The sequence below is a fragment of the Roseateles sp. GW821-FHT09G09 genome, assembly GCF_059415965.1.
The window spans coordinates 207,932-228,594 of sequence record NZ_JBWKOG010000009.1; the positions used below are offsets into that span (position 1 = coordinate 207,932).

Sequence of the window (20,663 nt, forward strand, 5' to 3'; positions counted from 1 at the left end):
TGGCGCAGCGGGTAGCATCTCCGCATGACTTCGACAACGACTGACCCCGTCGCCGCCCTGCTGCGCCACGCCGCCTCCAAATGGATCGCGCCGCGTTTCCGCCATCTGGCGGACGACGAGGTGATGGAAAAAGCCCCGGGAGAGTGGGTCACGACCGTCGATCGCGATGTCGAGGCCTTCCTGACGCCCGAATTGCGCGCACTGGTGCCCGGCTCGCGCGTCGTCGGCGAAGAGCAGTGCGCCGAGACGCCGGAGCTGCTCGACCAGCTCGACGAAGGCGCCGTGTGGCTGGTCGATCCGCTGGACGGAACCTTCAACTTCATCTCCGGGCGGGAACCGCTGTCGTCGATGGTGGCGTTGCTGGAGGACGGCGTGACCGTCGGAGCGTGGATGCTGGACCCGATCTCGGGCGTGCTGCATCACGCCCGGCGCGGGCAGGGCGCCTGGCGCGAGGCGCAGCGGCTGCAGGCCACCTCGGGGCCGGGGCTGAAACGGGCGGTCGTGAAGACGCGCTTCCTGCCCCAGGAGCATCAGGACCGCGTCGCGACCTGGCAGGGCGTCGAGATCCTGTCCGGCCTCAACTGCGCAGGCGCCGAGTACCCCGCGCTGGCCGAAGGCGCGTTCGACGCGACGCTGTACTGGCGCAAACTCGCCTGGGACCATGCGCCCGGCACCCTCTTCATCGCCGAGGCGGGCGGGTTCGCGGCGCGGCTGGACGGCACCCCGTACCGCGCCGGCGACCGGCAGCCGGGCCTGCTGGTGGCGCGCAGCCGCGAGGTGTGGGAAGAGGCGGCGGCCGCCTGGAAGACGACTTCCTGAGGCCAAGCGCGGGCTCTCCACGGGGCATGAGGGCTCCCTCCTGGACCCTCAAGCCCCATTCCGGCCCCAGCCGCACTCGCTGACTCCCTGACTTCCTTGCGCTCGCTGACCTTGGGTGGGCGTTGAGCGTTGAGCGTTGAGGGCTTGGTGGATTGGTACGGAACGTCGATTGCCGACTGGCCGTCGATGACGGCTTCCCTCGATATCGCACGCCGACTCGATCGGCTGCCCTGGTCGCGCTGGCACTGGCGCGTGGTGCTCGCACTCGGCGTGGCCTGGGTGCTCGACGGCCTGGAGGTCACCCTCGTGGGCTCCGTCGGCGCGGTGCTGGAACGACCTGACACCCTGGGGCTGAGCGCCGTCCAGGTGGGCTGGTCCGGATCGCTGTATCTCGCGGGCGCGATCGTCGGCGCTTTGATCTTCGGTCGGATGTCGGACCGGCTGGGCCGCAAGCGCCTGTTCCTGGCGACGCTCGCCCTCTACGCCGTGGCGACGCTCGCGACGGCGTTCTCCACCGACTTCACCTTCTTCGCGCTGTGCCGTTTCGTCACCGGACTCGGCATCGGCGGGGAATACGCCGCCATCAACTCCGCGATCGACGAGCTCGTGCCCGCTCGCGTGCGCGGCCGCGTGAACCTCGCCATCAATGGCAGCTTCTGGATCGGCGCCGCGCTGGGGGCCGCGTCCAGTCTCCTGTTGCTCCATCCGGACGTGCTCGGCCCCGTGCAGGGCTGGCGCGTGGGTTTCGGGATGGGCGCGCTGCTGGCGGTCGGCATGGTGCTCGTGCGACGCCATGTTCCGGAAAGTCCGCGGTGGCTGCTGCGCCACGGGCGTGTCGAGGAGGCCGGCCGGATCATCGACGCGATCGAGGCCGAGGTCGCCGCCCAGCACGGTCCGCTGCCGCCGGTCCCGCCGGCGGCGCAGCGCGAGCATCGCCGCCCCGTGCCGACCATGCGGGAGGTGCTGCATGTGCTGCTGCGCCGGTACCGCGTGCGCAGCGGCGTGGCGCTGTCGCTGATGCTGGCGCAGGCCTTCTTCTACAACGCGATCTTTTTCAGCTACGCCCTGGTGCTGACGCGTTTCTACGGCGTCGCCGACCATCGGGTGGCGCTCTACATCTTCCCGTTCGCACTCGGCAACGTGCTGGGCCCGCTGTTGCTGGGGCCGCTGTTCGACCGGGTGGGCCGCCGTCGCATGATCGCGCTGACCTACGGCCTGGCCGGCGTCGGCCTGGCGGCCACCGGCGTGGCCTTCGTGGCGGACGTGCTCGATGCGCGCTCGCAGGCGCTGTGCTGGTCGGCGGTGTTCTTCTTCGCGTCGGCGGCGGCCAGTTCGGCCTATCTGACGGTCAGCGAGGTCTTCCCGCTCGAGATGCGCGCGATGGCGATCGCGATCTTCTACGCGGTCGGCACGGGCGCGGGCGGCTTCGTGGCGCCGTTGCTGTTCGGGTGGCTGGTGGAGAGCGGCGATCGCGGCAACGTCGCGATCGGCTACGGCATCGGTGCCGTGCTGGTGATCGTGGCGGGCTTGCTGGCGCTGCGCTTCGGCGTCGACGCGGAACGCAAACCGCTCGAGGACATCGCGCCCTCGATGCACGACGCGGACTAGCGCGGCTTCAGCGCTTGCCGAACCAGCGTCGCACGCGGCGCTTCCAGTCCAGCCACTGCCGATGGCGGGAGCGGTCGATGCGCTTCACGTCGATCAGCGTGAGGTCGCCGCAGGCCGACATCGTGTGCAGGCCGCCGGCGAAGTCGCGATGCGCGAGATCGCCGGTGAAGGTCGCCGGCAGCGCCTGGACCTCGACAGCCTCCCGCGACAGGCGGGTGAAGCGCACCCAGCGCGTCGCGCCGCCGTAGCCGTTGCGGCTGTCCTGCACGGGCAGCGTCACGAGGCCGTCGCCGCCGACGAACGGCGTGCCGGCCGGCCGCGCGCCGTCGTGCGCGGACCTCACCGGATTGGAGCGATGCGGCGTCCACGGCCCCTGCAGCGAGTCGGCATGCGCGACGTGCAGCTCGCGCTGGTCGCGCTTGTCCGGGCCGATCACCGCATAGAACATCCACCAGATCCCGTCGTGCCGCAGCAGCGAGGCGTCCACCGCACGCACGCCCGGCAGCAGGGCGCAGACCCGCTCCCAGCGTTCCCAGCGCTCGGCGCCGTCGACCGCGCGGTAGAGCGCGACTTCCTCGGCCTGGCTGGATTCGGGGACCATCCAGACCTGCCCGTCGTGTTCGAACACGAAGGGGTAGGACAGATGGAAAGGCGTCTGCAGCACCGGCTTGGGCGCGCTCCAGGCGCCGTCGATGAGGTTCAGCGTGAGGCGTTGCAGGTCGGCGCGCTTGGTGCGGTAGTCGAAGTTCTCGACGAACACGTGCAGCGCGTCGCCGTCGCGCAGGGCGAAGGGATCGGCGTAGTAGCGCCAGTCCCCGGCTCCGGGCATCCACACGATGCGCTCCCGCAGCTCGTGCAGACGCTCGGGGCTGAGCAGATCGATGCGCTCGGGAACGACGCCGACGGTCCAGAAGTCCGACTTCGGACGCTTAAACATGGACGTCAATCATGGAGGTCAACCATGCGCGTCTTCCACGCTCAGGCCGGCCAGCTCGTGCACGCGGGCGCCTTGGCGCGTCAGCACCTCCCGGTACAGCGCCAGCGTGGCCCGCACGGCGGTCGAGCGGTCATAGCGGTGCATGTCGTAGTCGACCGGGCGGCGCTGGTCGCGTTGCCGCTGCGCGAGGGCGGCAGCGATCGCCTGGCCCATCGCCGGGGCGTCGTCGATCGGCACGATGGCCGATTGCGCCGGGTCCAGCATCTCGCGCGCGCCCAGCGTGGCGGTCGCCACGATCGGCAGGCGCGCGCGCATGGCCTCGAGGATGGCCAGCGGGAACTGCTCCTCGCGCGACGAGGAGACGTACAGGTCCATCTCGCCGAGCAGTTCGTCGACGTTCCAGCGGAAGCCCAGCAGGTGGATGCGCTTGTCGCCGCCGCGCAGCGCCTCGAGATCGGCGCGTTGCGGACCTTCGCCGATCAGCACCAGGTGCGCCTCCGCCGGCGCGCTCTGCTGGAAGGCCTGGATCAGCGTGTGCATGCCCTTGGCCGCATGCAGCCGCCCGACGCAGCCGATCACCGGCGCGGCGTGGGGAATGCCGAGCTCCATCCGCAGCGAGCCGGACGGCAGCTGCGCGGCGCAGGAGCCGGGGCTGCGCTCCGGGGCCCAGTTGTAGATGACGCGATGCATGCCGGCGAATTCCTTCAGGTGACCGACCTGCGCCGAATTGACGCACACCAGCGCGTCCATCCGCGCGTGGTGATGCGTCTTGTACCCGACGTGCAACGTGCCGACACGCACCCGTTCCTTGGCCGCCGCCACCGCCTTGCAAGCCGGCCCCAGATGGCCATGGACGACATCCGCGCGCAGCTTCGCGGCCAGGCGCCGCACGCGCGCGCCGCGCAGCAGCGGCAGACGCAGCCCGTGGTAGGTCACGCGCTGGTCTAGAGCGTGCCGGACCGCGGATCCCGCCGGTCCGATCACGTGGACCGCGTGGCCCAGCGCCGCCTGGGCGTTGGCCAGGTCGACGCAGTGGTGCTCACCACCGGCGATGCGAGACGAGAAGACCACATGGACGATGGAGAGTGCGCGCATGACGTCGAATCGGCAAAAAGGATAAATAACGTATGGAGTCTATTTCTTAACATTCAGCAATAGAGCGGGATTTCCCCCGAGATCGTGGGGTGTACGGTGACTCCGGAGCAAAGGTGTGCGCAATTCCATGGGTGACGTTGACGTCTTCCGAACAATCGAGCCCAAAAGTGGGGTCGAGCCAGCGGGCGAACGACCGTCGTCACCCGGGCGATGATGAAACGCCACGTAACCAAACCGGCAACGCCGGGGCGGGTGGCCTCGGCGCGACGAAGCGCCGTTTCCCTGGGATGAACTGCGGAACGTGACCACCTGCATGCAGGGTCATTGAAGTTAAGCTAGCGCGCCTTTTTGCGGCTTTCGCACGAAGGACACCTCTTTACGTCATCTGCCACGTTCCCCCGGAGCCCGCTTCATGCTGCGTCTGTCGCTGATTGCCCTTGTCGTTGCATCCCTGCTTGCCGGTTGCGGCAAGTCCTCTCCTGACAAGAAGGCGTCGCCCGCGGCGGAGGCAGCCAGCGCGCCGAGCCTGCTGGTGGCCAACGAGGACGTGCAGACCCTGGGCGTGAGCGCCTACGCCAGCGGTCCGGTCATCACCGGCTCGATCCAGCCGGAGCGCCGCGCCGACCTGCGCGCCGAACTGCAGGCCATCGTGCTGCAGGTCTACAAGGAGAACGGCGAGCGCGTGAAGCGCGGCGACCTGCTGGTCCGCCTGGACGACACGGCCATCCGCGACTCGGTCCAGTCGGCCGACGAGTCCGCCCGCGCGTCCTCGCAGAGCTTCGAGCAGGCCGAGCGTCAATATCAGCGGCTGAAGACGCTGCAGGCGCAGGGCATGAGCTCCATCCAGGCAATGGAGGACGCCGAGATCCGCCGCAACAACGCGCAGAGCGACCTGGTCGCCGCCCGGGCCCGCGTGGCCACGGCGCGCCAGCAGCAGCAGCGCACCGAGGTGCGCGCGCCGTTCGACGGCGTCGTCGCCGACCGCAAGGTGTCGCCGGGCGACTCGGCGCAGATCGGCAAGGAGCTGATCAAGGTGATGGACCCGGCGTCAATGCGTTTCGAGGGGCTGGTCTCCGCCGACCGCATGTCCGAGCTCAAGCTCGCGCAGACCGTCTACTTCCGCGTCAATGGTTATCCGCAGGTGGACTTCCAGGGCAAGGTGCGCCGCATCGCCCAGGCCGCCAACGCCAACACGCGCCAGGTCGAGGTGCTGGTCGACTTCGCCGGCGCGCAGCAGCCCGGCGTGGCCGGCCTGTATGCCGAAGGCCGCGTGCAGACCAACAGCGTTTCGGCGCTGATGGTGGCGGACAGCGCGCTGGTGCGGGAGGGCGACAAGTCCTTCGTCTGGCGACTGGACGGCGGCAAGGTCGCGAAGACCTCCGTGACCCTGGGCGCCCGGGACGACCGGCAGGGCTTGTATGTGGTGACGGGCGGGATCAAGCAGGGCGATCGCATCCTGCGCAGCCCGACCAGCACGCTGATCGACGGTCAGCGCGTGGAGCTCGGCAAGGGCGCCGTCGCCGCGGCGGCCACCTCCGGCCTGACGAACGTCGGCGGGGCGCCCGCGGCAGGGTCGACCACGTCCGGCTCGGGCACCTCGGGGTCGACCGCGGTGCCGCTGCCGGTGCTGCCGGTGGCTTCGGCCGCGTCGGCCCAGTGATGCGCACAGGAGCCTGAACCATGTTCCTTTCCAATTTCTCGGTCAAGAAGCCGATCGCGATGATCGTGATCATCATCGGCTTGATGGCCCTGGGCCTGCTGGCCCTGTCCAAGCTGCGCGTCAACGAGCGGCCCGACGTCGACCTGCCGCTGCTGGTGGTCAGCATCAGCTATCCCGGCGCGTCGCCGGAGACCTCCGAGCGCGAGATCGTCAACCGCATCGAGAAGTCGCTGCAGAGCATCTCCGGCGTGAACGAGGTGAGGTCGACCTCGGGGGAAGGCTCGGCGCAGCTGCTGCTGTTCTTCAACTTCGACAAGAACATGATCGAGGCGGCAGACGAGGTCCGCAACGCGATCGCCGCGGTCCGCCACAAGCTGCCCACCGAGATGCGCGAGCCGGTGCTGCAGCGCGTCGACCCGTCGGCGCAGCCGATCATGCAACTGGCGCTGTCGTCCAGCACCCAGTCGCACGCCGAGATCTCGCGGATGGCGGAGGACCAGTTCGCCGACCGCTTCCGCGCCATCCCGGGCGCGGCGACGGTGACGGTGAACGGCTCGCTCAAGCGCGAGCTGTCGGTGCTGCTGAACGCGCAGAAGCTGCGCGAGTTCAACGTCTCGGTGACCGAGGTCGTCAACGCGCTGCGCATGCAGAACACGACGGCGCCGGTGGGCAAGGTGCGCGGTCAGCTCGAGGACCAGAGCATCCGGCTGCTGGGCCGCATCGAGTCGCCGGCCGACTTCAACCAGATCGTCGTGAAGCGCTCCGGCAGCGAGCTGATCCGCCTGGGCCAGGTGGCCACGGTGCAGGACGGCTTCGCGGAGCAGACTGGCCTGTCGGTGCGCAACGGCCACCCGAACGTCGGCATCATGGTGACGCGCTCGCGCGACGCCTCGACGGTGAGCGTGGCCAAGGAGGTCCGCAAGCTGGTCGAGGAGATCGACAAGACGCTGCCCAAGGGCACGAAGCTCGAGGTGGTGCAGGACGGCGGTCAGGACGCGCAGGACAGCCTGAACAACGTGATCCACGCGCTGGTGTTCGGCGCGGGCCTGACGATCTTCGTCGTCTACGTGTTCCTGAACTCGTGGCGCTCGACCATGATCACGGCGTTGTCGCTGCCGACCTCGGTGATCGCGGCCTTCATCGCGGTCTGGCTGTGCGGCTTCACGCTGAACTTCATGAGCCTGCTGGGCCTGTCGCTGGCGATCGGGGTGCTGATCGACGACGCGATCGTGGTCCGCGAGAACATCGTGCGCCACATGGAACGCGGCGCCGACCGCCGCACCGCGGCGCTGAAGGGCACGGCCGAGATCGGCCTGGCCGTCGCGGCGACGACCTTCTCCATCGTGGCCGTGTTCATCCCGGTGGCCTTCATGCCGGGCGTGTCCGGCGAATGGTTCCGGCCGTTCGGGCTGACGGTGGTGGCCTCGGTGCTGGTGTCGCTGTTCATCTCGTTCACGCTGGACCCGATGCTCTCGGCGTTCTGGGGCGACCCCCCGGGGCACCATGAAGCGCCCAAGACCAACTGGGTGTCTAAGAAGCTGCACGCCTTCAACGAATGGTTCGACCGTCAGGCCGACGGCTACGGCCACGTGATCGCCTGGGCGCTGCATCACCGCAAGTGGATGGCCGCGTTCGCGGTCCTCAGCTTCGTGCTGGCGATCTTCCTGCAGGCGACCTTCGGCGGCACCAGCTTCCTGCCGGCGTCGGACTCCGGGACCATCGCCATCGAGGTCCGCACGCCGGCCTCGTCCAGCCTGGAATACGCGCGCCTGAAGATGGGCGCCGCCTCCGCGCTGGCGCGCGAGATGCCCGAGACGGTGGCCACCAACGAGAGCGTCAACGCCAGCGGCGGTCGCGTCTACGTCGACCTGGGCAAGAGCACCAAGCGCAAGCGCAGCGCGGCGGAGATCGCCGCTGACCTGCGCACGCGGGTGGCCCGCCTGGTGGGCGCCGAGTACGTCGTGCTCGACGACCTGAACAACGGCGCGCAGAAGCCGGTGCAGATCCGGTTCTCCGGCGCGGACTCGCGCAAGCTGATGGAGATCACCACCGACTACATGGAGAAGCTGCGCCGCGTGCCGGGCGCGGTGGACGTGGGCCTGTCGGAACAGGATCCGCAGAACGAGCTGCAGATCGAGCTCAACCGCGGCCTGGCCAACACGCTGGGGATCTCGGTGGGCGACGCGGCGAATTCCTTGCGCGTGGCGTTCGCCGGCGTGGAGGTCGGCGACTGGATCGACCCGAGCAGCGAGACGCGGGACGTCGCGGTGCGGCTGGCGCCGGAAGACCGGGTCGACGCGAGCAACATCGAGCGTCTGCCGATCGCCGTGACCGGCGCCGGCGTGATGGTGCCGCTGGAGCAGATCGCGACGGTGACCATGGGCAAGGGTCCGGCCAAGATCCAGCACGCGGACGGCAAGCGGATGATCGCGGTGTCGGCCAACGCGCACGGCCGTTCGCCGGGCGAGGTCACCAGCGATGCGCTGAAGCTGGCCAAGGCGATCAACTTCCCGCCGGGTTACGGCATCGAGCTGGCGGGCGCGGCGAAGGACCAGCAGGAGGTGTTCAGCGCCATGGGCATCGCGCTGGCCTCGGGCATCGGCCTGATGTACCTGATCCTGGTGATGCAGTTCGGCAGCTTCACCGCGCCGCTGGGCGTGATGCTGTCCTTGCCGCTGTCGCTGATCGGCGTGGTGGTGGCGCTGCTCCTGACCAAGGGCACGCTGAACCTGATGAGCTTCATCGGGATCATCATGCTGGCGGGCCTGGTGGCGAAGAACGCCATCCTGCTGCTGGACGCGGCGCGCCAGGAGGAGGAGGCCGGCGTGCCCCGCGAGGAGGCGCTGATGCACGCGGGCCGCAAGCGCTTCCGTCCCATCCTGATGACGACCTTCGCGCTGATCGCCGGCATGCTGCCGGTGGCGGTGGGCATCGGCGAGGGCGGCGAGTTCTATCGCCCGATGGCCGTGGCGATCATCGGCGGCACGATCACGTCGACCTTCCTGACGCTGCTGATGGTGCCGAGCTTCTACGACAGCATCGAGATCAAGCGCGACAGTTTCCTGGCGAAATTCCATCGCCGCGAACAGCGCTGGACGACGGCGGGCGCGCTGGTCGCCGGCATCGTGGAATTCGTGCTGTTCCTGACCTTCGTGCGCTTCGTGTTCCGCACGGTGATGAGCGGCTGGCACGTGGTCAGCGGCAGGAAGCGCCGTCCGGCCGATGTCGCGCCCCACGGCGCGGGCGACGACTGACGGCGGCCGGATCGCTCGCCGGGGAACTCGCCCTGACAACGAAGAAGGCGCCTCATCGAGGCGCCTTTTTTCCGTTCGATCAGCCCCGTCGCGCCCGGCGCCACCACGGGGCGCCGGCCGCGCGGGACGCCGTCGCGCCGGACGGTTCGTAGGCCCGCCCGGCCGGGGCGGACAGCTCGATCTCCGTTCCCATGCCGGCGTTCGACGTGAGGCGATAGGCGATGCCGGCCAGCTCGGCGCGCTCGCGCATGCCGGACAGTCCCCAGTGACCCGGGCGACCGCCACGGTCCTGCACGTCATCGGGCACGCCGACGCCGTCGTCCCTCACGAGGAGCACGAAGCTCGCGGCGTCGTACCGCAGCGTGACCTCGATGCGTCGGGCCCGGGCGTGCTGGAACGCGTTGAAGATCGCCTCGCGCGCGATCAGGCAGAACGACGCGGAAAGCGCCGGCGCCAACGCACGCGGCGTGCCCTCGACGGTCAGCGCGAAGGCGGCGCCGTGCGTGTGCGACAGCTCGCGTCCGAGTCCTTCCAGCGTGTGCTCGAGGCGGTTCGCGTCCGGCGGCGGCAGGCGCAGGTCCGTGACGCGGTCGCGGCCTTCGACGAGCAGCGCATCCGCGTCCGTCAGCACGCGCTCCATGGCCGAACGTTCGGTGCCGGGGAGTCGGCGCGCGATGGCCTCGAAACGCAGGATCAAGCCGTAGACGCCCTGCAGCAGCGTGTCGTGCAGGTCGCGGGCGATGCGTTCACGTTCCTGCACGCGCGCGGCAAGGCGCTCCTGCTCGTGCAGGCGACGCTGGCGCGCGCGCAGCGCGGCCAGGGCACCCAGCGTCGCCAGGCCCACGAGCACGGCCGCCGCGCGGAGCCAGGCGCTCTGGGTCAGGGTCGGCGCGATCTCGAAGTGCAGCGTCGCGGGTGTCGGACTCCACGGGCCACCGTCCTGCGAGGCCTCGACGCTGAACGCGAAGGACCCCGGACCGAGGTTGGTGTAGAAGGCGCGACGCCGCGCGCCCGCGTCCTGCCAGTCCCGGTCCTGCCCGATCAGCCGGTACCGGAAGCGCGTGCGCTCCGGTTGGGCGAGGCTGATCGCGGTGTAGGCGATCTCCAGGTCCCGCGTGCCGGGCGGCAGGCGTTGCGGGCCCCCGCCGCCGTCCTTTCCGCTGTTCTTTCCGCTGCGCTGGCCGCTCTCCTGGTCGCTGTCCTTGCCGCCGAGTCCGCTGACGGGCACCGGCTCGCCATGCACGAACAAGCGTTGGATCTCCACGGGCGGGGGCGCCGGGTCGTCCTTGGGCAGCCGTGCGGGATCGATGCGCACCACGCCGTTGCTCAGCGAGAACCAGAGGACGCCGTCCGGCGTGCGCGCGGCCGTGCGCAGCGGCCACGACTGCTCGGCGCGTCCGGTGAGTCCGTCCATCAGATCGAAGCGCCGTCCGGAAGGGCGGACCACGCCCTTGCCGGGCGCGACCAGCGCGCGGCGGACCTCGTCGGCGGTAAGTCGCGTGATGCCGTTCGCGCCGTTGAGCCACAGCTCGCCTTCGGGGGTCTCGACGATGCCGGACACGCCGTCCAGCGCACCGGGATCCGCCAGGCGCAGCATCGGCATGCCGGCTTCGGAGGCGAGCTGCACGCCGCCTTCGCCACCGATCCAGAGTCGCGATCCCTGGCGCGCGATGACCTTGATCGCACCGACCTTCAATCCGTCGGACGCGCCCAGCTTGGTCGTCCTGCCGTCCTCGCGGCGCAGGACGGTGCCGTCGCCGTAGCCGATCCAGACGCGGCCGCGGTCGTCCGCGCCGATCGCGTCAGGCCCCTTGAGCGGGAACCCGTCGCTGCCGGACAGGCGCGCGATCCGCCCCCCGTCGTAACGCATCAAGCCATAGCGATGCGCGTTGAACCAGAGCGCGCCGCTTGCGTCCTCGGTGATTTCGAAGACGGGGACGGTCCAGGGGAGTCCGTCGGGGGTGGGGATCTGGACGAAGCCCGCGCCCTCCTGTCGCCACAGTCCCGAGCGACCGCCGACCCAGAGCCGCTGCCGGCTGTCGACGAACACGGCGGTGAAGGTCTCCATGCGCGGGTCGGTCGGCATCTTCTCCGGCGTCGACGAGCCGGGCGACAGCCGTTGGATGGAGTTCCCGGAAGCGATCCACACGCGGCCTTGCGCGTCGGCCGTCATCGCGATGCTGGCACTGCGGTCGGGCAGCTCCACGCGATCGACGGCCGCGCCGCGGAAGCGGTCGAGGCCGCCGTTGGTGCCGACCCAGATCGCGCCGTCGCGGTCCTGGAACACGCGTGTCACGAGCTCTCCGGACAGGCCCTTGTCGGTGCCCAGGAATTGATGCGCGGCCGGCGCAGACGCGGCCGCGCGTTCAACGGCAAGGCGGTTCAGTCCGTCCTTCGCGCCGAACCAGAGCCTGCCGGCGCGGTCGAAGGTGGGCGCGAAGAAGCTCTTGGGGACGGCGACCGGTGCCGCTGCGGGACTGGCTGCGGGACTGGCTGCGGGACTGGCTGCGGGACTGACTGCCAAATTGGCTGTCAGATTGGCTGCCGGTTTTGCTGCCGGTTGGACTGCCGGAACGGCCGGAACGGCCGGCACGGCGGCAGCCGTCGATGCGCCCGGCGGTGTCAGCCGCAAGAGGCCGCGGACGGCCGGCGACATGTCGTTGGCCCACGCGCGCCCCTGGTTGTCGATGACCAGCTTCGACTGCCCGAGCGCGGGCATGTCGACGGCGCTGAAACGCGCGGTGCCGGCCGGCTTCACGTAGACGGCGCGGTCGGTGACGACCCAGACGTTGTCACCGCCGTCGACGGCGACATTGAGCGTGGGCGGCGCGTACCCGCTGGCATCCACGTAGCCGGACTCCGGCCCGACGGCGATCCAGGCGTCGCGCTGCCGCTTCAGCAGCGCGCGGCCGGTGGCGGTCCAGAGCGTGCCGTCGCGTTCGGCGGCGAAGGCGCGCGTCGAATACGAGAAGTGTCCGCCCGCCGGATCGAGGTGGATGATGCGGCCTTGACGCACCAGCGCCGCGCCGCCATCGAGCAGGCCGACCCACAGCGCGTTGTCCGGGGTCGCGAAGAGCGACAGCACCTGCCGGCTCGGCAACGACTCGCCGGCGAGCGTGTCGAAGCGCTCGAAGCGGACGCCGTCGAAGCGGAACAGCCCCGCGCCGGTGCCGAGCCACAGGTAGCCGTCGTTGGTCTGCGCGATCGCCATCACCGGGCCCGCCATGCCGTCCTTCAGCGTCCAGGTCGTGTGCTGCAGGTGCGCGAGCGGCTGCTCGGAGGGCGTCGACGATTGCGCATGCGCGGGCGCGGGCGCCGCGCTCATCGCCACGGCGCTGGCAACGACGAGGAAGACGGCGAGTGCGGGGGCGTGGAGGCGGGGAGGGGTCGGCGAGGCGGGCAGACTCACACCACCCGCCCTGGATTGAGCAGGCCGCGCGGATCCAGCGCCTGCTTGATCTGCCGCATCAGCTGCATGGCCACCGGGCTCTTGCGCTGCGCGAGCTCCTCGCGCTTGAGCTGCCCGATGCCGTGTTCGGCGGAGATGGACCCGCCGTGCGCCGCCACCTGGTCGTAGACCACCTCGTTGACCGCGGCCTCGTGTTCGCGCAGGAAGTCGGCGGGCGCGATGTCCGCCGGCGCCTGGAGGTTGTAGTGCAGGTTGCCGTCGCCCAGATGGCCGAAGTCCACCAGCCGCGATCCCGGGAAGCGCGCCGCCAGCAGCGCGTCGCAGCGCTCGACGAACGCCGGGATGCGCGACACCGGCAGCGCGATGTCGTGCTTGATGTTCAGGCCTTCCTCGCTCTGCGCCAGCGGGATGGACTCGCGCAGGTGCCACATCGCCTGGCTCTGCGACAGGCTCTCCGCCACCGCCGCGTCGTCGATCGCGCCGCGCTCGAGCGATTCCTCGAGCAGGCCTTCGAACTGCGCGCGGGCGTGCTCCTCGCCTTCGCTGTCCGACAGCTCCAGCAGCACCGTCCACGGGCGCGGCCCGAGCGGCTGCGTCAACTGCGGGAAGTGCTTGCGGACCAGCGCCAGCGACAGCGCGTTCATCACCTCGAAGCCGGTCAGCGCCGCGCCGCAGCGCGATCGCGCCAGGTCCAGCAAGGTCACCGCGTCGCGCAGCGAGTCGCAGGCGGCCAGGGCCGTCATCCGCGCGCGCGGCAGCGGATGCAGCTTCAGCGTTGCCGCGGTGATCACGCCCAGCGTGCCTTCGGAACCGATGAACAGGTCCCGCAGGTCGTAGCCGGTGTTGTCCTTGCGCAGTCCCGACAGCCCATCCCAGACCGTGCCGTCGGCGGTCACGACTTCCAGGCCCAGGCACAGCTCGCGCGCGTTGCCGTAGCGCAGCACCTGCGTGCCGCCGGCGTTCGTCGCGAGGTTGCCGCCGATCGTGCAGCTGCCCTCGGCGGCGAGGCTGAGCGGGAACAGCCAGCCCGCCTCGCGCGCGGCCTGCTGGACGCTCTGCAGCACGCAGCCGGCCTCGGCGGTCATCGTGAGGTTGGAGGGATCGATCTGGCGCACGCGGTTCAGTCGCTGCAGGCTGAGCAGCAACTGCGTGCCCGAGTCATCGGGAACACCGCCGCCGACCAGCCCCGTGTTGCCGCCTTGCGGCACCAGCGCCACCCCATGCTCGCGGGCGAGTGTCACCACCGCGGCGACCTGCGCCGTGTCGGCCGGTCGCACCACCGCCAGCGCGCGCCCGAGGTAGCGCTTGCGCCAGTCGCGCTCATAACCGGACAGGTCGTGTTCGGCCGGCAGCAGCACGTGCGCGTCGCCCAGCGCCGCGCGCAACGCGTCGATCAGGGCGGCGGTCATCCGAGGTCCTTCGTCGAGGCGTCGGCCCGTCTGGCTTCGGCCAGCCGCTGCCGGATCTGCGCGGCGCAGGCGACGAAGATCGTCACCGAGAGCACCACCTCGACCCACGCGAGCGCCATGCCCAGACCGCCTTCGGACGTCCCGCGCACCAGGCCTTCGGTCACGTAGAGCCAGATCATCAGGCTGACCCAGCGATAGGTGTACATGCGATAGCGCCACAGGCCGGGCAGCGGCAGCAGCAGCGGCAGGGCCTTGATCGCGAGCGTGCCGCGTCCGGTCGGCGCGAGCCACAGCTCCCAGGCCAGGCACACCAGCGCCAGCGCCAGCGTGGCGAAGAACGCCAGTTGCCGGCTGCCGCGCTCGCGCGAGGTCGGCGCCGAGCGGGCGGTCGGTGCGGTTGGGGCGGTCGGGGAGGGCGGTCCTGACCTCCCGGGAGGGGCCGAGGAGGCGGCATCGAAGCTTGACATGGCTGGCATCATAGCCAGCATGATCAGTGAAGTTCAGGCGCAGACGCAGAGCTGGCGCGAGGGAATCCGGGAGCTCGGACGCGAGCTGTTGACGTGGCCGTACGCCCGCACGCTGCGCCTGTTCGTGCAGCGCTTCCGCGAGGAACGCCTGGGCCTGACCGCCGGCAGCCTGACCTTCACGACGCTGATCTCGCTGGTGCCGCTGCTGACCGTCGCGCTGGCGCTGTTCACCGCGTTCCCGATGTTCTCCAGCTTCCAGTCCGCGCTGGAGAAGTACTTCCTCAAATCGCTGATCCCCGACAACATCGCCCGCCCGGTGCTGATGTCGCTGACGCAGTTCGCGGCCAAGGCCAACCGGCTCGGCGTGGTCGGCCTGATCGTGCTGGCGGTGACGGCGCTGTCGCTGATGCTGACAATCGATCGCACGCTCAACCAGATCTGGCGCGTGCAGCGGCCGCGGCCGATCGCGCAGCGCGTGCTGGTGTACTGGGCGGCGCTGACGCTGGGGCCGCTGCTGCTGGGCGGCAGCCTGACCGTCACCAGCCTGCTGATCTCCGCCAGCCGTGACCTCGTCGACAACATGCCGCGCGGGCTGGTGGTGCTGCTCAACAGCGTGGACCTGCTGGTGCTCTGGGCGGCGATCGCGGGGCTCTTCCACTACGTGCCCAACACCGACGTGCGCTGGCGCCACGCGCTGACCGGCGCGGCCTTCGTCGCCGTGGCCTTCCATCTGGCCAAGCTGGCGCTGGCCTGGTACGTGAAACAGGTGCCGACCTACTCGACGCTCTACGGCGCGTTCGCGGCGGTGCCCATCTTCCTGATCTGGATCTACGTCGGCTGGTCGATCGTGCTGCTGGGCGCGATCCTGGCGGCGAACGCGCCCGCCCTGGCCGGCGGCGTCAGCGTGCGCGGCAACAGGCCCGGCATGCAGATGGCGCTGGCGCTGGACGTGATCCGCGAGCTCGACACGGCGCGCCTGGGGGGCGAGTCGGGGCTGTCGATGCTCGGACTGTCGCAGCGGATGTCGGTCGACCCCCTGCAGCTGGAGCCCGTCATCCAGCACCTGCAGAAGCTGGACTGGATCGGGCGTCTGGAAGAGGAGGGCGCCCAGCGCCTGGTGCTGCTGTGCGAGCCGTCCTCCACGGTCGCCGAGCCCCTCATCCGCCTGCTGCTGGCGGACCGCCAGCCCGGGCTGGCGGAACTGTGGGAGCACGCCGGCTGGGAACAGACGACCGTCGGCGTGCTGATCGGGCGCGCGGCGCCCGACGGGATCGCCCCGTCCGCCGCCGCGGTCAGCGGACCTGCCGGGTCCGCGGTCGCCCGGACGTCGGCGGCGTCTTCGACGGCGTCCGCTAGCGCAGGTACATGAAAGCCGCGCCGCCGGCCACGGCCAGCAGCAGGACCACCGAATAGATCGCGCGCCGGTACGGCGGCTTCGGTCTCGTCGCGCCGGTCGGTTTCATGCCGTACTTCGGTGTTGCGCCGAGCGGCAATGCCGCCTTGTCGATCAGGGGGCTGGAGCGGTGCTCGCGCGCTCGTTGCTCGGCGACGCGCAGACGCGCGGATCCATCCAGCAGCTGGAGCTGCTTCGCCTGGGTTTCGGTGTCGATCGTCGCCGGTTGGGTCGGGGTGGGGATGTGGGGGTGCTTGTCTGAAAACGAGCGTTGCTGCATGTGGACTGCCTTGACTGCAATACGCTCCCTCGCCTCCGCGAATCGGCTGATTGTCGGCATCAGGTCGCGAGGGTCAAGTAACAGGAGGTGTGAGCGCTGGAAAGAAAAGCCGCGCGCCAGGCCTGGCCGGGTCGCGCAGCCGCGTGTGTTCAGGCGTGCAGCACGACGAGCAGCGCCGTCGCCGCCTTCTTCGACAGGTTGCGGATCGCATGCGCGCCGTCGACCGCATACCGCGCGGTCTCGCCGGTCTTGACCATCTGCCGGCTTCCGCCAGCGGTCACCTCCAGCTCGCCGCCGAGCACGCTCAGATGCTCGCGCGAGCCGGGTTCATGCGCCTCCGACTCCAGCGCGCCGCCCGGCTGCACGGTCAACTCGTACCACTCGAAGTGGCCGGCCAGATCGATGGGGCCGAGGATCCGCAGCCGGCACAGGCCGTCCGGGCTCGACAGCCCCGGCGTCCCGTGCGACGCGACGATTTCGATCGGCGGCGCGGCGGGTCTCTCGCCGCCCAGCAGTTCCGACAACTCCACCCGCAGCGCATTGGCCAGCCGCCACACCACCGCCACGGTGGGATTGGCCTGGTTGCGCTCGATCTGCGACAGCATCGACTTCGACACGCCCGCTCTTCGCGACAGTTCGTCCAGCGACAGGCCCTGCGATTGCCGCAAGGCCTGCAGGGTCGCACCGACGCGCGGGGGTTCCAGTTTCTCGGCAGGCGTGGCGGACATCGGCGGCGGTTGTTGGGGGAAGTTCGGGGAAGTTCGGAAAAAACGGGGAGTTGGGATAGCGTGCCAACGAGCGTCGACGCCTTGACCGGCTGCGGCGCTTCCTTGATACTGCACACCCGTTCGATATAACGAACGCGTTCGATTTAACGGATTGTGCCGCAGGAGCACCGCATGACCAACATCGTCCCCCCCGCCATGGCTGCATCCACGGCGCCGTCCACCGACGACTTCTATCGCCACCTCCAGAACGAGCTGCAGGGCATCCGCGATGCCGGCCTCTACAAGAGCGAGCGCATCATCACGGGTCCGCAGGGCGCGATCGTGACGACGAACGACGGTCGCGAGGTCATCAACCTGTGCGCCAACAACTACCTGGGCCTGTCCTCGCACCCGCAGGTCGTGGCAGCGGCCCATGAGGCGCTGCGCACGCACGGCTACGGCCTGTCGTCGGTGCGCTTCATCTGCGGCACGCAGGACATCCACAAGGAACTCGAGCAGCGCCTGGCGCGTTTCCTCGGCACCGAGGACACGATCCTCTACGCGGCCGCCTTCGACGCCAACGGCGGGCTGTTCGAGCCGCTGCTGGGCGAGCAGGACGCGATCGTCAGCGACGAGCTGAACCACGCCTCCATCATCGACGGCATCCGCCTGTGCAAGGCCAAGCGCTTCCGCTACAAGCACAACGACATGGCCGACCTGGAGGCACAGCTGGTCGCCGCCCGCGCGGCCGGCGCGCGTCACGTCATGGTGTTCACCGACGGCGTGTTCTCGATGGACGGCACGATCGCGCAGCTCGACAAGATGCGCGAGATCACCGACCGCTTCGGCGCGCTGCTCGCGATCGATGAATGCCATGCCAGCGGCTTCATGGGCAAGACCGGCCGCGGCACGCATGAACACCGCGGCGTGTTCGGCAAGGTCGACATCATCACCGGCACGCTGGGCAAGGCGCTGGGCGGCGCCTCGGGCGGCTTCACGACCGGCCGCAAGGAAGTGATCGAGCTGCTGCGCCAGCGCTCGCGGCCCTACCTGTTCTCCAACACGGTGGCGCCGAGCATCGTCGGCGCGTCGATCGCCGTGCTGGACCTGTTGGAAGGCAGCACCGCGCTGCGCGACAAGCTCGAGGCCAACACGAGCTACTTCCGCGAGGCCATCCAGCAGGCCGGTTTCCAGATCAAGCCGGGCACCCACCCGATCGTGCCGGTGATGCTGTTCGACGCGGTCAAGGCGCAGCAACTCAGCGCGCGCCTGCTGGAACTGGGCGTGTACGCCGTGGGCTTCTTCTATCCGGTGGTGCCGAAGGAGCAGGCCAGAGTCAGAGTGCAGATCTCCGCCGTGCATGAGCGCGAGCATCTGGAGAAGGCGGTCGCCGCGTTCACGCAGGCGGGCCGCGAGCTGGGCCTGGTGAAGTGAGCGGCATCGCAGCGGCAGCCTGAAAGCAGCCTGAGAGCAGTCTGAAAAGTAGATCCCCATGACGAAGATCCTGTTGATCGGCGCGAACGGCCAGATCGGTTCCGAACTGGCGGTGGAGCTCGCGAAGCGCCACGGCAACGCCAACGTGATCACCAGCGACGTGGCGCCGCAGGGCCGCGTGCCGCAGCTGACGCACGAGATGCTGGACGTGACGGACGCGGCCGCGCTGGCGGCGGTGGTCAAGCGCCACGGCATCACGCAGATCTACCACCTGGCGGCGGCCTTGTCGGCCACCGGCGAGAAGCACCCGATGTGGGCCTGGGACCTGAACATGAAGGGCCTGCTCAACGTGCTGGAGCTGGCGCGCACGGTGAAGCTGGAGCGCGTGTTCTGGCCGAGTTCGATCGCGGCCTTCGGTCCGCAGACGCCCAAGCGCGACACGCCGCAGACGACGGCGATGGACCCGTCAACGATCTACGGCATCTCCAAGCTGGCCGGCGAAGGCTGGTGCCGCTGGTACCACGCCAACCACGGCGTGGACGTGCGCAGCCTGCGTTATCCGGGCCTGATCAGCTGGAAGACGCCGCCCGGCGGCGGCACGACCGACTACGCGGTCGAGATCTTCCACGAGGCGCTCAAGCACGGCCGCTACACCTGCTTCCTGAAGGAAGACCAGGCGCTGCCGATGATGTACATGCCCGACGCGCTGCGCGCGACGCTGGAGCTGATGGAAGCGCCGGCCGAGCGCATCACCGAGTGGGGCAGCTACAACCTGGCGGGCGTGAGCTTCACGCCGGCGCAGATCGCCGCATCCATCCGCCGCCGCATCGCGGGCTTCACGATCGACTACGCGCCGGACTTCCGCCAGAACATCGCGGCGAGCTGGCCGCAGTCGATCGACGACTCGGTCGCGCAGCGCGACTGGGGCTGGAAGCTCGGCTACGACCTGGACGCGATGGCGGACGACATGCTCGCCTCCTTGAAGGCGCAGGCGGAGCAAACAGCCCCCGCGCAGGGCTGAGCCGCCAGGCCGGCGAGGACGTAGAGTTCGGGGCTGGTTCCTTCAGCTCAATTCGCCCCCGTGTCACGACTCGCCACCGAATTCCAACGTCTCTATGCCGCCGGTCCTGAAGGATCGGTGCGCGCGCTTGTGCTCGACGTCGGGCGCCCCTCCGATTGGGAGCTGCTCGGCGCTGCCTGGCGCGGCGTTCAGCTCGACCTGTCGCTGCCCGCGCCGGGCATCGCCATCGCGGGAGAAAACAGCTACCAGCTGTGGTTCTCGCTTCAGCAAGGCTGTACGCCGGAGGAGGCGAGGGCCTTCTTCGATGGCCTGAAAGCGCGCTATTTGGGCGGCGTCGCCGCGCCTCGAATCCGTTGCCTGACGGAGCCTCCAGCGGTGCCGGCCGAGGTGAAGGAAGGTCAATGGTCCGCGTTCGTCGCGCCGGATCTCGCGCCGGTGTTCGTCGAGGCGACGTGGCTGGACATTCCGCCGGGCGTGGAAGGGCAGGCGGACCTGCTGAAGTCGCTGAAGAGCATCGCGCGCCAGGAGTGGCTGGCCGCGCTGGAGCAACTCGCGCTGCCGGCAGCGCAAGACCTGGCCCCCGCGGTCACAACGCAGTCGCCCGAGGTCTTGCCGCTGGCCTCCTATTCGCCGGCTACCGGCTTCAGCGACCCGCGCGCGTTCCTGCTGCAGGTCATGAACGATGCGACCGTGCCGATGGCATTGAGGATCGAGGCGGCGAAGGCGTTGCTCCCTGCCAAAGAGTAGATTTGACTCTTATGGGGAGTGAACTTGGCGACATTCACATGCATAGGCCAATGACGATTGCAATGCGACCAGACAAAGTGGCTGCCTTCCTTCCCGGAGGTGCCACATATGTCTCCCGTCGTCGCCGCATCGCAAGCCATGGTCTCGCCCGCGGACCTCTATATCCTCGACGTCACCCAGTTTTCGAAGGCGTTGAAGGAGATTTAGATGCCCGTCAGGTTCATCGTCGGCGAATACAACCTGCTGTGGGAGGCGCTGAGGCACTATCGGCAGCACTTGGCGCATGTTTCGGCGAGTTCGTCGGATGAAGACGAGCAACTGCTCGTGGATGAGAACCTCGTCAAGCTCGACGGCATGTTCACGGATGTGCAGATGGCCGCCAAACAGGACTGGGACCTGAACCTGAAGTAACCGTCGTTGCTC

General features: G+C 69.5%; 16 protein-coding genes. 9 read left to right on the plus strand and 7 right to left on the minus strand.

Going from position 1 to position 20,663, the window contains the following annotated elements; all coding sequences use genetic code 11:
- Window positions 1–24: 24 nt before the first annotated feature.
- Together AC07O8_RS23185 and AC07O8_RS23190 are read left to right on the plus strand one after the other, a co-directional pair.
- A complete protein-coding gene (locus AC07O8_RS23185; RefSeq protein WP_495050293.1) occupies window positions 25–819 on the plus strand; it encodes an inositol monophosphatase family protein in 795 nt (264 codons plus the stop codon).
- A 186-nt stretch (window positions 820–1,005) separates the two neighbouring features.
- Window positions 1,006–2,427, plus strand: a complete 1,422-nt coding sequence (locus tag AC07O8_RS23190; RefSeq protein WP_495050294.1) for an MFS transporter — start codon at window positions 1,006–1,008, stop codon at window positions 2,425–2,427.
- A 7-nt stretch (window positions 2,428–2,434) separates the two neighbouring features.
- Here AC07O8_RS23190 and AC07O8_RS23195 read toward each other — a convergent pair whose 3' ends face one another.
- Together AC07O8_RS23195 and AC07O8_RS23200 are read right to left on the minus strand one after the other, a co-directional pair.
- Window positions 2,435–3,364, minus strand: coding sequence for a glucosamine inositolphosphorylceramide transferase family protein (locus AC07O8_RS23195; RefSeq protein ID WP_495050295.1), 930 nt, complete (start codon window positions 3,362–3,364; stop codon window positions 2,435–2,437).
- A gap of 18 nt (window positions 3,365–3,382) precedes the next feature.
- Window positions 3,383–4,459 (minus strand): glycosyltransferase, encoded by a 1,077-nt coding sequence (locus tag AC07O8_RS23200; RefSeq protein WP_495050296.1) that lies wholly within the window; start codon window positions 4,457–4,459, stop codon window positions 3,383–3,385.
- Window positions 4,460–4,871: 412 nt separating this feature from the next.
- On the opposite strand from AC07O8_RS23200, the gene AC07O8_RS23205 reads away from it, so the two are divergent.
- Together AC07O8_RS23205 and AC07O8_RS23210 are read left to right on the plus strand one after the other, a co-directional pair.
- Window positions 4,872–6,119 carry an efflux RND transporter periplasmic adaptor subunit gene (locus tag AC07O8_RS23205; protein ID WP_495050297.1) on the plus strand — a complete coding sequence of 416 codons (1,248 nt, stop codon included), beginning with the start codon at window positions 4,872–4,874 and terminating at the stop codon, window positions 6,117–6,119.
- A gap of 20 nt (window positions 6,120–6,139) precedes the next feature.
- Window positions 6,140–9,373, plus strand: coding sequence for an efflux RND transporter permease subunit (locus AC07O8_RS23210; RefSeq protein ID WP_495050298.1), 3,234 nt, complete (start codon window positions 6,140–6,142; stop codon window positions 9,371–9,373).
- A 79-nt stretch (window positions 9,374–9,452) separates the two neighbouring features.
- Here the strand turns inward: AC07O8_RS23210 and AC07O8_RS23215 are convergent, their stop codons facing one another.
- Genes AC07O8_RS23215 through AC07O8_RS23225 form a run of 3 tightly spaced genes read right to left on the minus strand, consistent with a single transcriptional unit; the run spans window position 9,453 to window position 14,658 of the window.
- A complete protein-coding gene (locus AC07O8_RS23215) occupies window positions 9,453–12,782 on the minus strand; it encodes a sensor histidine kinase (RefSeq protein WP_495050299.1) in 3,330 nt (1,109 codons plus the stop codon).
- A complete protein-coding gene (locus AC07O8_RS23220; protein WP_495050300.1) occupies window positions 12,779–14,191 on the minus strand; it encodes an FAD-binding oxidoreductase in 1,413 nt (470 codons plus the stop codon). The genes AC07O8_RS23215 and AC07O8_RS23220 overlap by 4 nt, the downstream gene beginning before the upstream one ends.
- Entirely contained in the window at window positions 14,188–14,658 is a 471-nt protein-coding gene (locus AC07O8_RS23225) for a DUF2069 domain-containing protein (RefSeq protein WP_495050301.1), read from the minus strand. The genes AC07O8_RS23220 and AC07O8_RS23225 overlap by 4 nt, the downstream gene beginning before the upstream one ends.
- Window positions 14,659–14,677: 19 nt before the next feature.
- On the opposite strand from AC07O8_RS23225, the gene AC07O8_RS23230 reads away from it, so the two are divergent.
- Window positions 14,678–16,027 (plus strand): YihY family inner membrane protein, encoded by a 1,350-nt coding sequence (locus AC07O8_RS23230; RefSeq protein ID WP_495050302.1) that lies wholly within the window; start codon window positions 14,678–14,680, stop codon window positions 16,025–16,027.
- Here AC07O8_RS23230 and AC07O8_RS23235 read toward each other — a convergent pair.
- Window positions 16,011–16,331: a hypothetical protein gene (locus AC07O8_RS23235; RefSeq protein WP_495050303.1), complete on the minus strand. Its 321-nt coding sequence runs from the start codon at window positions 16,329–16,331 to the stop codon at window positions 16,011–16,013. The two genes, AC07O8_RS23230 and AC07O8_RS23235, sit on opposite strands and share 17 nt — an antisense overlap.
- A gap of 149 nt (window positions 16,332–16,480) precedes the next feature.
- Window positions 16,481–17,059, minus strand: coding sequence for a helix-turn-helix domain-containing protein (locus AC07O8_RS23240; RefSeq protein WP_297526646.1), 579 nt, complete (start codon window positions 17,057–17,059; stop codon window positions 16,481–16,483).
- Window positions 17,060–17,254: 195 nt separating this feature from the next.
- On the opposite strand from AC07O8_RS23240, the gene kbl reads away from it, so the two are divergent.
- The 4 genes from kbl to AC07O8_RS23260 all read left to right on the plus strand — a co-directional run bounded on the left by kbl (window position 17,255) and on the right by AC07O8_RS23260 (window position 20,651).
- Complete coding sequence (kbl, locus tag AC07O8_RS23245; RefSeq protein WP_495050334.1) at window positions 17,255–18,472, plus strand: glycine C-acetyltransferase; 1,218 nt, start codon at window positions 17,255–17,257, stop codon at window positions 18,470–18,472.
- Window positions 18,473–18,530: 58 nt separating this feature from the next.
- Window positions 18,531–19,493, plus strand: a complete 963-nt coding sequence (locus AC07O8_RS23250) for an NAD-dependent epimerase/dehydratase family protein (protein ID WP_495050304.1) — start codon at window positions 18,531–18,533, stop codon at window positions 19,491–19,493.
- 60 nt (window positions 19,494–19,553) lie between these two features.
- Window positions 19,554–20,240: a hypothetical protein gene (locus AC07O8_RS23255; RefSeq protein ID WP_495050305.1), complete on the plus strand. Its 687-nt coding sequence runs from the start codon at window positions 19,554–19,556 to the stop codon at window positions 20,238–20,240.
- Window positions 20,241–20,447: 207 nt separating this feature from the next.
- Complete coding sequence (locus tag AC07O8_RS23260; protein WP_495050306.1) at window positions 20,448–20,651, plus strand: hypothetical protein; 204 nt, start codon at window positions 20,448–20,450, stop codon at window positions 20,649–20,651.
- The last annotated feature ends 12 nt before the right edge of the window (window positions 20,652–20,663 follow it).